14 protein-coding genes are annotated in these 12,532 nt (G+C 63.2%); 5 read left to right on the top strand and 9 right to left on the bottom strand.

Annotated elements, in window-relative coordinates; genetic code table 11:
* The first annotated feature begins 77 nt into the window (after positions 1 to 77).
* On the top strand, positions 78 to 953 hold the full coding sequence (locus MesoLj_RS10105; protein WP_244735525.1) for a GNAT family N-acetyltransferase: 876 nt from the start codon (positions 78 to 80) through the stop codon (positions 951 to 953).
* A 96-nt stretch (positions 954 to 1,049) separates the two neighbouring features.
* Here MesoLj_RS10105 and MesoLj_RS10100 read toward each other — a convergent pair whose 3' ends face one another.
* Together MesoLj_RS10100 and grpE are read right to left on the bottom strand one after the other, a co-directional pair.
* The gene (locus tag MesoLj_RS10100; RefSeq protein WP_140772054.1) at positions 1,050 to 1,688 is read right to left on the bottom strand and encodes a trimeric intracellular cation channel family protein; all 639 of its coding nucleotides are present in this window, start codon (positions 1,686 to 1,688) and stop codon (positions 1,050 to 1,052) included.
* A gap of 162 nt (positions 1,689 to 1,850) precedes the next feature.
* Positions 1,851 to 2,483, bottom strand: a complete 633-nt coding sequence (gene grpE / locus MesoLj_RS10095; protein ID WP_056577811.1) for a nucleotide exchange factor GrpE — start codon at positions 2,481 to 2,483, stop codon at positions 1,851 to 1,853.
* Positions 2,484 to 2,710: 227 nt separating this feature from the next.
* On the opposite strand from grpE, the gene MesoLj_RS10090 reads away from it, so the two are divergent.
* Together MesoLj_RS10090 and MesoLj_RS10085 are read left to right on the top strand one after the other, a co-directional pair.
* A complete protein-coding gene (locus MesoLj_RS10090; RefSeq protein WP_202325899.1) occupies positions 2,711 to 2,911 on the top strand; it encodes a hypothetical protein in 201 nt (66 codons plus the stop codon).
* A gap of 134 nt (positions 2,912 to 3,045) precedes the next feature.
* Positions 3,046 to 4,068, top strand: a complete 1,023-nt coding sequence (locus tag MesoLj_RS10085) for a fatty acid desaturase (protein WP_202325898.1) — start codon at positions 3,046 to 3,048, stop codon at positions 4,066 to 4,068.
* Between the two features lie 39 nt (positions 4,069 to 4,107).
* On the opposite strand, the gene MesoLj_RS10080 is transcribed toward MesoLj_RS10085, so the two are convergent.
* The 7 genes from MesoLj_RS10080 to cysG form a co-directional block, all read right to left on the bottom strand.
* Positions 4,108 to 4,728, bottom strand: coding sequence for a DJ-1/PfpI family protein (locus MesoLj_RS10080; RefSeq protein ID WP_140772059.1), 621 nt, complete (start codon positions 4,726 to 4,728; stop codon positions 4,108 to 4,110).
* Between the two features lie 184 nt (positions 4,729 to 4,912).
* Positions 4,913 to 6,520: a GMC family oxidoreductase gene (locus tag MesoLj_RS10075; protein ID WP_202325897.1), complete on the bottom strand. Its 1,608-nt coding sequence runs from the start codon at positions 6,518 to 6,520 to the stop codon at positions 4,913 to 4,915.
* A 96-nt stretch (positions 6,521 to 6,616) separates the two neighbouring features.
* On the bottom strand, positions 6,617 to 7,150 hold the full coding sequence (locus tag MesoLj_RS10070; protein WP_202325896.1) for a DUF934 domain-containing protein: 534 nt from the start codon (positions 7,148 to 7,150) through the stop codon (positions 6,617 to 6,619).
* Positions 7,151 to 7,315: 165 nt separating this feature from the next.
* Positions 7,316 to 8,080 carry a phosphoadenylyl-sulfate reductase gene (locus MesoLj_RS10065; RefSeq protein WP_202325895.1) on the bottom strand — a complete coding sequence of 255 codons (765 nt, stop codon included), beginning with the start codon at positions 8,078 to 8,080 and terminating at the stop codon, positions 7,316 to 7,318.
* Positions 8,055 to 9,725, bottom strand: a complete 1,671-nt coding sequence (locus MesoLj_RS10060; RefSeq protein WP_202325894.1) for a nitrite/sulfite reductase — start codon at positions 9,723 to 9,725, stop codon at positions 8,055 to 8,057. The genes MesoLj_RS10065 and MesoLj_RS10060 overlap by 26 nt, the downstream gene beginning before the upstream one ends.
* Positions 9,726 to 9,770: 45 nt before the next feature.
* A complete protein-coding gene (locus MesoLj_RS10055; protein ID WP_140772068.1) occupies positions 9,771 to 10,064 on the bottom strand; it encodes a DUF2849 domain-containing protein in 294 nt (97 codons plus the stop codon).
* Positions 10,061 to 11,512, bottom strand: coding sequence for a siroheme synthase CysG (gene cysG / locus MesoLj_RS10050; protein ID WP_140772070.1), 1,452 nt, complete (start codon positions 11,510 to 11,512; stop codon positions 10,061 to 10,063). Before cysG ends, MesoLj_RS10055 begins: the two co-directional genes overlap by 4 nt.
* Between cysG and MesoLj_RS10045 the strand changes: the two genes are divergently transcribed.
* Positions 11,513 to 11,743 carry a hypothetical protein gene (locus tag MesoLj_RS10045; protein ID WP_202325893.1) on the top strand — a complete coding sequence of 77 codons (231 nt, stop codon included), beginning with the start codon at positions 11,513 to 11,515 and terminating at the stop codon, positions 11,741 to 11,743.
* Positions 11,744 to 11,941: 198 nt separating this feature from the next.
* The gene (locus MesoLj_RS10040; protein ID WP_140772791.1) at positions 11,942 to 12,391 is read left to right on the top strand and encodes a baeRF12 domain-containing protein; all 450 of its coding nucleotides are present in this window, start codon (positions 11,942 to 11,944) and stop codon (positions 12,389 to 12,391) included.
* Positions 12,392 to 12,532: the final 141 nt, after the last annotated feature.

The raw sequence follows: 12,532 nt of genomic DNA, 5'->3' as shown, positions 1-12,532 counted from the left end.
CACAATCCTGTTGCACCTACACCGTATCCCCGTGCCAAGAGGGATGGCTCGAAGGAGAATCACTCGTGCATACAGTTATGCCGGAATGTGACACTCGGCCGAACGCCAGCAGCGCCTTGCTTGCCGGACGTAATGTCGATTCCGTCATAAAAGGCGCAGCGCTCGGCCGTATAGGCAACCTCGAAGTGCGGCTCGCCCGCAACGAGGCCGAGATCGCGGCCGCGCAGGAAGTGCGCTACCGGGTATTTTACGACGAGCTTGGCGCCAGGAAGGACCTGTTCCAGGCGCAGGATCGCCGCGACGCCGACCGGTTCGATCCGCTCTGCGATCACCTTCTGGTCTTGGACACCACGCTTTCCGGCCCCGAACATCGCCGCATCGTCGGCACGTATCGGCTGCTGCGGCAAGAAATCGCGGCCACCGCCGGAGGCTTTTATTCCGAAGGCGAGTTCGAGCTGACCAAGCTCATCGCCCGCCATCCCGGCCAGCGTTTTCTCGAACTCGGCCGCTCCTGTGTTTTGCCGCAATACCGCTCGAAGCGCACCATCGAGGCGCTGTGGCAAGGCATCTGGGCCTACATCAATCACTACGAAATCGGCGTGATGACCGGCTGCGCTTCCTTCCACGGCACTGTGCCGGCCGCGCATGCCGAGGCGCTGACCTATCTTGCCCATCACTGCCGTACCAACTCCGCCTGGGACGTGCGCGCGGTATCCGGGCGCTATTGCTCTATGGACCTGATGCCGATCGAGGCGGTCAACGCCAAGGCGGCGATCGCGGCGATGCCGCCTCTGGTCAAGGGCTATCTGAGGGTCGGCGCCCGCATCGGCGACGGCTGCGTCATCGACCGTGAATTCTCGACGGTCGACGTGTTCGTGGTTATGCCGGTCAAGGAGATCGGCGCCCGCTACGTCAACTACTATGGCGGGGAAGCGCAGCGTTTCGCGGCTTGAAGTGAGTAGTGAGTAGTGAGCGCTACGCCGCGAGATTACGGACTGACTACTGACTACTGACTACTGACTACTGACTACTGACTATTCCCTACTCACTCACGGAATATCCTCCGGCCGCCTTCCCGGCCGGCTCCTGTATGACGGAAACGACCAGCCAAAACGCAGCGCGCCACCGCGCACGGCAAACGCCACGACAAAGCCGGCCAATCCCGAGACAATCTGCGGCAATCCGGCGACATCGCCCAGAGTGAAGATGGCGGCGCCGGCTAGGGCCGCCGTGACGTAGATTTCCGGCCGCAGCAGCACGGAAGGCTCACCGGCCAGGAGATCGCGCAATATGCCGCCAAAGGTCGCGGTCAGCATGCCGGTGATGATCGAAACCACGGGCGAACCGGTGATTGCCAGGCCCCTCGCCGCGCCCATCACCGAAAAGGCGGCCAGCCCGATGGCGTCGAGCCACAGCAGCAGCTTGTAGCGGGATTCGACACGGTGCCCAGTGAAGAAGACCAGGACCGCAACGACAGCGCAGATGAGCACATAGTCGCGGTTTCCCACCCAGAACACCGGCACATTGAGGATGAGGTCGCGAAACGTGCCGCCGCCAATGCCGGTGACGCTGGCCAGGAACAGGAAACCGATAATGTCGAGTTGCTTGCGCGACGCAGCCAACGCCCCGGTCGCCGCAAAAACGGCAACGCCGGCATAGTCGAGAAGGGCGATGGGATTTAAGGGCATGAGGCAATAGGGGTTAGGCAGTAGGGCTTTGCACGTATGAATAGCACGAAGCCGCGCGATTGATACGACTGCCTTACTTCCCCTACTGCCTACTGCCTACTGCCTACTGCCTACTGCCTACTGCCTACTGCCTACTGCCTACTGCCTACCGACTACTGCCTATCAAGCATCTTTCTCCGCCTGCTCATTCACCGGCCCCGGCTCGACCGGCGCCTCGGCGGCGATTTTCGGGCCGCCCTTGGCGACGCCCACCATGGCCGGGCGCAGCACCCGTTCGCCGATCGAATAGCCCGGCTGCACGACCTGGACCACCGTGTTGGCCGGAACGTCGGGATTGGGCACTTCGAACATTGCCTGGTGGAAATTGGGATCGAACTTTTCGCCTTCCGGCGCGAGTTTCTTGACCCCGTGCCGTTCCAGTGCCGACAGCATGGCGCGCTCGGTCAAGTCTACGCCCTCGATGAGCGCCTTGAAGCCGGCATCACCCGACGCCTTGGCCTCGGCGGGAATGGCGTCCAGTGCGCGGCGCAGATTGTCCGACACCGACAGCATGTCGCGGGCGAAATTCGCAACCGCATAGGTGCGCGCGTCATGCACGTCGCGTGCGGTGCGGCGGCGCAGGTTCTCCATCTCGGCCGCGACGCGCAGCGCGCGGTCCTTGAGCTCCTCATTTTCCTTCAGTAGCCGCACAAGCGCTTCATAATCGCCGTCGATACTGCCTTCCGTGCGCTCGGCATTGGCCTCTGCCGCCTCGACTTCACTGGGCGCGCGTTCGTCTTTTGCCTGGTCGCTCATCGCCGTTTCCCGTCATCTCGAATGGTATGGATTTTGAGCCCGATATCGAGGTTTGGCGGCCAAAAATCAAGGGGTAAGCCACCGGACCGGCCCGAACCGTGACCAATGGCGTTACTTCGATTTTAATTCAAACTTTACCTTACCTGCCGGCTTCGCTTGCCACAGAAGCGTGATGCGGGAACCATTCCCTTGCTGGAGGAGTTTCGAAGCCGACACAGGATTTTGAAATGATGACTCGCGACAAGGCAGAAAAAGGAGAAAAGCTCGCCACCGAAGTCAGGCGCCAGTTCGGTGCCGAGGCGATGACACGCTTTCTGCATACCTTGCCTTCTTTCCGCACCGAAGCCGACATTCCCAACCGATTCAGCGAGTTGCTTGACCGGCTGGACCGGCTGGAGAGAAACAGCCTTGGTGGCGGCCGCCGATAGCCACCTGGCCGGCCTCCGCGCATTGCGGAATTTGGAAGACCAGGCAGGAATGGCGTGTCGCGCGACAATTACACACAGTAATTTCGCGTGACTGCCATCTTGCGGGAGGGGAGCGCCTCCGACTATGCTTCCTGATGAACATGATTTCCCCCGACGCGGCCGCCAACAGCAAGCGGGCCTGGCTGAAGATCCTGGCGCGCTACAAGAAGCCGGACCGGCGGCGCAGCGCCGTCGAACTCGCGATCACCCTCATTCCTTTCGCCACGCTCTGGGCCATGTCCGCGGCCGCTTATGCCTACGGCCATTGGTGGGGGCTGGTCCTGATCCTTCCGGCGGCCGGGTTCCTGGTGCGGATCTTCATGATCCAGCATGATTGCGGCCATGGCTCCTTCTTCGCCAACCGCTATGCCGACGACTGGATCGGCCGCGCACTCGGCGTCCTGACGCTGACGCCCTACGATTGCTGGCGCCGCGCCCACGCGACCCATCATGCCAGCGCCGGCAATCTCGACGAGCGCGGCATGGGCGACATCCTCACGTTGACCGTTGCCGAATACCGCGGATTGTCCTGGCGCGGGCGCCTTGGCTATCGTCTCTATCGGCACCCGCTGGTGATGTTCGGTCTGGGACCGATCTGGCTGTTCATCTTTTCGCAAAGGCTGCCCGTCGGCATGATGCGCGGCGGCTTGACGCCCTGGGTATCATCCATGACCACCAATCTCGCCATCGCGCTTGCGGCGGCGCTGCTCATCTGGGCCGTCGGCCCCGGTGCGTTCCTGGTGGTTCATCTGCCGATCGTCGTTCTCGCCGGCTCGGCCGGCATCTGGCTGTTCTATGTCCAGCACCAGTTCGAGGAGACGGAATGGGCAAAGGATGACGATTGGGAATTCCAGCATGCCGCCCTGCATGGCTCGTCCTATTACGACCTGCCGCCGGTGCTGAACTGGTTCACCGGCAATATCGGCGTCCACCACGTCCATCACCTCTCCGCCAAGGTGCCGGGCTACCGGCTGCAGGAAGTGTTGCGGGATTATCCGGAACTGCGCGGCATTGGCCGTGTCACGCTGCTCGACAGCCTGCGTTGCGTCAAACTGGCATTGTGGGACGAAAACCGCCGCAAGCTGGTGTCGTTCCGTGAGGCCCGAGCTGCGGTGTAGGAAGACTGCCGCGCCATGGCGCGACAGTCTGCCACCTGATCAAGCTGCCTGGCGCTCGTCGCGCATCAGGATCTCGCCGTGGCGGATCTCGGTGCCCAGCACCTTCAGGCATTCCCGGATGAAGTTCGACAGGCCCGGCCAGCCCTTGGCTGAAACGAGATTGCCATCGACATGGGCACCGGTCGGCGCGACATCGATGTAGATGCCGCCGGCCAGCGTCACCTCCGGCTCACAATAGTGCAGCGCCGCGACTTCCCTGCCCCGCACCACGCCATCGACAGCAATCAGGATCTGCACGCCATGGCAGATGGTGAAGATCGGTTTGCCGGCCTCGTGGAAATGCCGCACCAGCGCCTGCACGCGCTTGTCGATGCGGATGTATTCGGGACCGCGTCCGCCCGCTGCGTAGACGGCGTCGTACTTGGCCGGATCCACCTCGGAAAACGTCTTGTTGAGGATGTAGTCGTGGCCGGGCTTTTCCGTGTAGGTCTGGTGACCCTCGAAGTCGTGCAGCGAGGTCTTCAGCACATCCCCGGCCTTCTTGTCAGGGCAAACGACATGCACGGTGTGGCCGACGGCATGCATGGCCTGTTCAAAGACGAAAATCTCGTATTCCTCGCTGAATTCGCCAACGAGCATCAATATTTTCTTGCCAGCCATTCCCGGTTCCTCCCTTGCGGCCCATTTATTTCGGGTCGTGAAATAATAGACTTATCCTAAGGGCAGGACGACAAAAGGAAAAGCGCAAATCGCACAATTGGTATGACCAGTTTTCTTCCCCGGAGGGCGGAGCAAGCCCTTCATGACGCACGAAAACAGTATCCTGGGCCGACCTGGACCGGAGTCAAGCGGCTGCCCTGATCATATCCGCCGCCTTTTCAGCGATCATGATGGTCGGCGCGTTGGTGTTGCCGCCGATCAGCGTCGGCATCACCGAGGCGTCGACGACCCGCAACCCCTGCAGTCCGCGCACCCGCAATTGCGGATCGACCACCGCCATCTCGTCGACGCCCATCTTGCAAGAGCCGGCCGGGTGATAGATCGTGTCGGCGCGGGCACGGATGTGGGACATCAACTCCGCGTCGCTCGAAACACCGGCGGTGTAGATTTCCTTGTGGCGATATCTGGCCAGCGCCGGTGCCTCCAGGATAGAGCGCATCATCCTGGCCCCCTTGAGCAAAAGCTCGGCGTCGCGTTCGTCCGAAAGAAAGCGCGGATCGATGCGCGGTGGTGCCATGGGATCATGAGTCGACAGCCCGACCTCGCCGCGCGAATGCGGCCGCAGCACGCAGACATGGCAGGAAAAGCCATATCCCATATGCAGCTTGCGGCCATGATCATCAACGATCGCGATGCAGAAATGCAGTTGCAGGTCGGGCCGTTCCATCACCGGATCGGATTTGAGGAAGGCGCCGCCTTCGGCATAGGGCGTAGCGATCATCCCGCCCCCATCTTTCCGCCAGCGCAGCATGTGCCGCAGCAGGCCAGGCAGGCCGCGCAGGCCGATGCCCATCATGTCGGCATCTTTCGACGTCCAGCCCATGATGAAATCGAGGTGGTCCTGCAGGTTCTTGCCAACACCGGGCAGTTCATGGATGACCGGAATACCATGCATGGCAAGCTCGGCGGCCGGGCCAATGCCTGACAGCAGCAGGAGCTGAGGCGAACCGAAGGCGCCACCACAGACGATCACCTCGCGCCTGGCTTTCGCAACGGCTTCGCCCTTCCCCGCGCGATACCGCACGCCGGCGGCGCGCTTGCCGTCGAGGATGACCGCTGTGGCATGCGCTCCGGTGATGACGGTGAGGTTCGATCTGTTCATGGCCGGCTGCAGATAGGCAGCGGCCGCCGAGCAGCGCTCGCCATTGCGGCGTTCGCCCCAGAATTGCGTCACCTGATAAAGTCCGGCACCTTCCTGTTCGACCCCGTTGAAATCATCGTTGCGGCGGATCTGGTTTTCGCCGCAGGCCTCGACAAAGGCCCGGGAGAGCGGACGTGGCTCTTGCTGCTCGGCAACCCGCAGCGGGCCGTCACCGCCATGCAGGGCATCAGCGCCGCGTTGATTGCCTTCAGCCCGCCGGAAATAGGGCAGCACCTCGTCCCATGACCAGCCGTCGCAGCCGAGGTCGGCCCATTCGTCATAGTCGCCGCGGTGCCCGCGCGTATAGAGCATGGCATTGATGGCGCTGGATCCGCCCAGCGCCTTGCCGCGCGGCTGGTAGCCCTTGCGGCCGCCAAGCGCCTGCTGCGGCACCGTCTCAAACGCCCAGTTGTTGATCTTCGGCCGGCCCGGCAACAAGGCGATGATGCCTGCCGGCGCGCGGACAAGCAGGTTGCTGCCCGTGCCGCCGGCTTCGATCAAGCAGACCGTTTTCGATGGATCTTCGGACAGCCGCGCGGCAAGCGTGCAGCCGGCGGACCCACCGCCGGCGATGACATAGTCGAAATCCATGACTTCCTCCCTTGCACCCGGCGGATGTTTCCGTCCGGATGACCAAGAGAAAGCTCGATTACGGCCTATGTAAAGACGTGCGGAATTACCCCAACGTCAGCCGTTGCGAAGGCGCCGCCAGGAATATTTCGGGCCCTTGGGCTCCGGCACGGCGGCTGGCTGATAGTAAAGACCCAGCCCGCCGGTGCGGCCTTCCTCCAGGCGTTTCAGCAGCACGGGATTGGAGATCTCGAACTCATCGAAACCAAGGCGCAGCATATGCGGCAAGGGATCGACCAGCACCTGGCCGGTGGCGCGAACGGCACCTTCGAAATGATAGCGGCTGCGCAGCAGTTCGGCCTTGGAGAAGGAGCGCCCGTCGCTGAAGGCCGGGAAGACCAGCGCCACCAGCGACAGCTGGTCGAGCAGGTCGGCGATCTTCTCGAGCTGATCGCCTGGCTGCAACACGACACCGAGCCGCTCCTTGGCGGACCGGCGCACCTCCGGATCAAGGTCGAGGAATGCCTGCAGCGGCAGGATGAAGCGGCCATTGCCGGAAAGCGCGTCCGCATTCTCGGCATGAGCCCACTCGTCCTCGCGAAACCCCTCCGGGGTCCAGAGCCGGATCTCCGGTGTCGTCGTTTCGGTCATCAAGAATTCCTAAATATTCAAACGAGCCAAGGATGTGTTGAGACTGAGGTCAGGCTGCACCGAGAATGGCGGCTTCCGAAGCGGAGCGTACTTGAAGTACGTGAGCACCGGAAGCGCGGCAAGCCGCCGTTGGCAAGGCCAGCCTCACCTGATTATCAGCATATCCTATAGGGATGCGTCGGTCAGCGACTTCTCCAGCCCCGACAGGTGAATGCCGCACTCGGTCTTGGCGTGACCGGCCCAGCGGCCGCTGCGCGCGTCCTCGCCCGGCTGTACGGGCTGCGTGCACGGAAAGCAGCCGATCGACAGATAGCCATAGGCGACCAGCGGATTTTCGCGCAGCACATGGGCGCGCATGTAGTCGGCCTGGTCCGATGTCGTCCAGTGCGCCAGCGGATTGATGCGGATGCGCGCGCCGACCGCCTCGAACACCGGCAGCGCAGCCCGCGTCGAGGCCTGGAAGCGCTTGCGGCCGGTCAACCAGGCGCGGAACGGTGCCACGCCGCGCGCCAAGGGCTCGACCTTGCGTACATCGCAGCAGGCATCGGTGCTGCTCTGGTGCAGATTGCCTGTCGGGTCGATCCGCTCGAGTGCTGCTTCCTCGGGCTTGATCACCTGGATGTTGGTCAGCCCGAAATCGGCAACGAGCGCGTCGCGGTAGCCGAGCGTCTCCTCGAAATGCTTGCCGGTATCGAGGAAGATGACGGGCAGCGACCGGTCGATCTCGGCGATCATGTGCAGCAACACAGCCGAGTCCGCGCCGAAGGACGACACGGCGGCGATCTCGTCGTGAAACAGTTCGCGAACCGAGCGTTCGATGATCTCGAGCGGCTTCAGGTGACCGTAAAGCGCATCGAACCCCGCCGCCTTGGCGGCGACGCCGTCATCGACATCGGCGATACGGTCAAGCGGCCTTGGCTTCGCCAGCATAGAGCGCCTCCTTGAACGGCGCGGGACCGACACGGCGGTAGGCGTCGATGAATTTTTCCTGTGGGTTGAGCCGAAGGCCGAGATAGGTCTCGACGATCCGTTCGATGGCGTCGGTGATCTCTTCCGACGAGAAGCCGCGGCCGATGATCTCGCCGACCGACGTGTTTTCGTCGGCCGAGCCGCCCAGCGTCACCTGATAGAGTTCGGAGCCCTTCTTCTCGACGCCTAGAATGCCGATATGGCCCACATGGTGATGGCCGCAGGCATTGATGCAGCCGGAGATCTTCAGCTTCAACTCGCCGATTTCGCGCTGCCGTTCAAGCGAGGCAAACCGTTGCGAGATTTCCTGCGCGATCGGGATCGAGCGTGCCGTCGCCAGCGCGCAATAGTCGAGGCCCGGGCACGAGATGATGTCGGATATCAAATTGGAATTGGCTGTCGCCAGCCCGATATCGACCAGCGCGTCATAGACCGCCTTGAGGTCGGCGCGCGCAACATGCGGCAGGATCAGGTTCTGCTCATGGCTGACGCGCAGCTCGTCGAAGGCATATTTTTCGGCGATGTCGGCGACCGCTTCCATCTGGCTGTCCGACGCATCGCCCGGCACCTCGCCGATGCCCTTGAGCGAGATCGTCACCGCCGCGTAGTCGGGATGGCGGTGGGTCACCACGTTCTGGTCGAGCCATTCCGAGAAACCCTTGGAATCGAGACGCGCCAGCTTGACCGCTGCGTCGCCGTTCGGCCGCTCGGTCAGTTCCGGTGGCGCGAAATAGGCTTCGATGGCACGGATGTCGGCTTCCGGCAGCTTCAGTTCGGCGTCCTTCAGCTCCTGCCACTCGGCCTCGACCTGACGGGTGATCTCATCGACGCCGGTCTCGTGGACGAGGATCTTGATGCGCGCCTTGTACTTGTTGTCGCGGCGGCCATAGAGATTGTAAACGCGCAGGATCGCCGTGCAGTAGGACAGCAGGTCGGCTTCCGGCAGGAAGTCGCGGATCTTTCTTGCCACCATCGGCGTGCGGCCCTGGCCGCCACCGATATAGACGGCAAAGCCCAGCTCGCCGGCCGCGTTCTTCTTCAGGTGCAGGCCGATATCATGGGTCTGGATGGCGGCGCGGTCGCGCTCGGCACCGGTCACCGCGATCTTGAATTTCCTGGGCAGGAACGAGAATTCCGGATGCACCGACGACCATTGCCGCAGGATTTCCGCATAGGGGCGCGGATCGGCGGCTTCATCGGCCGCGGCACCGGCGAAATGATCGGCGGTGACGTTGCGGATGCAGTTGCCGCTGGTCTGGATGGCATGCATCTCGACGCTTGCCAGATCAGCCAGGATCGCCGGAATGTCCGACAGCGCCGGCCAGTTGAACTGGATGTTCTGGCGTGTGGTGAAATGGCCGTAGCCCTTGTCGTACTTGCGGGCGATGTGGCCGAGCATGCGCAACTGCTTGCTGTTCAGCGTGCCATAGGGCACCGCTATGCGCAGCATGTAGGCGTGCAGTTGCAGGTAGACGCCGTTCATCAGCCTGAGCGGCCGGAACTGGTCCTCTGATATCTCTCCGGACAGCCGGCGCTGGACCTGGTCGCTGAACTCGGCGACGCGGGCCTGGACAAAATCGTGGTCGAACTCATCGTAACGGTACATGCTTCGTCTTTCAGGGCGCGTCCGCCCGTTTCATCTAATTCCTGGCTATGCGGCCCGCTCGGCCTGCTTGCCGAGATCGCCGCGAATGGTCGGCCCGGCGGCGCGGATCTTCTCGCGCAATCGCACCGGCTCGACCACGCCGTCGACGACGTCCGCGTCGATCAGATTGACGTCGACCACTTCATTGTCGGCATAGGCCTTGGCGCCGATCGCCTCCAGGCGGTCCTCGGCAGCCTTGTCATGAGCAAGGTCCGCATGGCCCACCGTCTCGGCCCAGCCGCCATCGGCGTACCAGACGGCGATGCCATCGGTCAGGCGGTTGGCGGTCAGTATCTTCATGGCTGAACTCTCTCAGTGGCGGCGGTTGCCGCACCCGCATGCTTGTGTGCCGCGAGCGGCTCGGACCGTTCGAAATTGGCGCCGGCGACGGCATCGCCGATAATTGTCATGACCGGCCCGGAAAGATCGCCACGCGCTTCCAGCGATGGCAGGTCGGCCAGCGTGCCGTGGAAGCGGCGCCGATTGGCAAGGCTGGCATTCTCGACCACCGCGACCGCCGTGTCCGGCGACAGCCCGGCCTCGATCAGGCGGCCGGCGACTTCGGCCGCGACCGAGCGGCCCATATAGACGGCAACGGTGGCGCCGGAAATCGCAAGCTTGGCCCAGTCGGGCAACGAATTGCCCTTGAGGTCGTGGCCGGTGGTGAACACCATCGACGAGGACACTCCGCGCAAGGTGAGCGGCAGTTCGAAATCGGCGGCGGCGGCGAAGGCCGCGGTGACACCGGGAACCACCTCATAGGCGATGCCGGCATCGCGCAGCGCCGCCATCTCCTCGCCGGCGCGGCCGAACACCAGCGGATCGCCCGACTTCAGCCGCACGACGCGCTTGCCCTCCCGGCCGAGCTCGACCAGCAGCGCGTTGATCTCGGCCTGGCTCTTGGTGTGGCAGCCCTTGCGTTTGCCGACACCCAGGCGCTCGGCATCGCGGCGGCCCATCGCAACCACCGCCTCCGGCACCAGCGCGTCATGGACGATGACGTCGGCTTCCATCAGCAGGCGGTGCGCCCGCAGCGTCAGAAGGTCCTCGGCACCCGGACCGGCGCCCACCAGGGCGATGTGGCCCGAAGCCGGTGCGTTCGACAACAGAAGATCCACGGCGGCGTCATGCGCCCGCGACAGCTGGCCGGCTTCCACAGCATGGGCAGGCGCACCCTGGAAAAAACTGCTCCAGAAGCGGCGGCGGGCATTGCCTTTCGGGAGCAATTTCTCGGCGGCACCGCGCAGTGAAGCGGCAAGCGTCGCCAGCGATCCAAGCGACGGCGACAGCATCTGGTCGATGCGGCCACGCAGCATCTGGGCCAGCACCGGGCCCGCACCCTCGGTGCCAATCGCGATGGCGACCGGCGCACGGTTGACGAGCGCCGGGGTGAAGAAATCGCAGAGCTCCGGCCGGTCGACGGCATTGACCGGAATGCCCAGTTTGCGCGCGTCGGCGGCGACGCGGCGGTCGAGCGTCTCGTCGCCGCTGGCGGCAAATACCATGACCGCGCCGTCGAGCTGCGAGGCATCGTAAGCCGCCGCGACATGGCTGGCGCCGGACTGAGCGATGAAGGCGAGCAGTTCCGGCTCGGCATTTTCGGTGATGATGCGCAAGACCGCGCTCGACTGTCCGATCAGCCGTGCTTTGGCCAGGGCTTCCTCACCGCCGCCGACAATGGCCACGGCTTCGCCCTCGACCCGCACGAAGACGGGGAAGGCATTGAGCTTGGCATTGGCCTGCGGCATGTGAAAAGCAATCCGGGAACAGTGTCGCAGTTTTACGCCCGGGCGCGAAAAACCAGAAGCAAAGCACTCGCGCATCCTGTGATGGCAGGCAATCGCTTTTTCGCAACTGCGAAAGGCAGGAGAAAAATATTCCACATCCTGGGTGTGGGCGAACTCAAGTCGCTGAAGCAAGCCTTGATTTCAGGTCTTTTTAGCCGCCGGCCCGCCGTCTCGCAAAACAGTTTTTTCTAATTTCTACCAATTTAGTAGATTAAAGCCGTCAGCCAACAATTCTCAACCTTCGGCCTCGGGCGGCGGGCGTTCAGCAGACCTTGGCGGTGGGAACATTACCTCTTCGCAAGGCGTTCCCATCTAGCCCGCCATCCAAAACCGAAACCGCGGCGGAGTGCCGCGCAGGGCATCACGCAGCAGAGAAAGGAACCCGTCATCATGGGCACGATCAAGCTGAAGCACGGCATCTGGATCATGGTGGCCGATGGCGAAAAAGCGCTCTTCCTCAAGAATATCGGCGACAACAAGTTTCCCAACCTTGAGGTCGTGCAGATGATGGAGCAGGACAATCCGCCCACCCGCGAACAGGGGACCGACAGTCCAGGCCGGTACAATGACGGCCCGTCTGTGCATCGCAGCGCCGTCGAGGAGACCGACTGGCACCGGATCGGCAAGGAACGCTTCGCCGATGACATTGCCGCCCGGCTCTACAAGCTCGCGCATGGCGGGGCATTCGACGAGATCGTCCTTGTCGCGCCGCCAATGGTGCTCGGGACCATGCGCAAGAAATTGCACAAGGAGGTCGAGGGCAAAGTGGCCGCCGAAATTCCCAAGACGCTGACCAATCACGCCATATTCGAGATCGAGGCCTTGCTGCGGGCCGCCTGATCGCCGGCGGCAGACTACCGCGAAACCGGGCGACAACATCGCGGGACTTCCGGCAGGCCGGCGGCTTTTCAGCCGCCGGCCGAGTATTTGCCGCCGCACCGTCGATTTTCGCGGCCTGCGGGTTGCATCAACGTCACCCCT

It is taken from the genome of Mesorhizobium sp. 113-3-9, from assembly GCF_016756515.1.
Lineage (GTDB): Bacteria > Pseudomonadota > Alphaproteobacteria > Rhizobiales > Rhizobiaceae > Mesorhizobium.
This window is presented reverse-complemented; position numbering and strand designations above follow the sequence as displayed.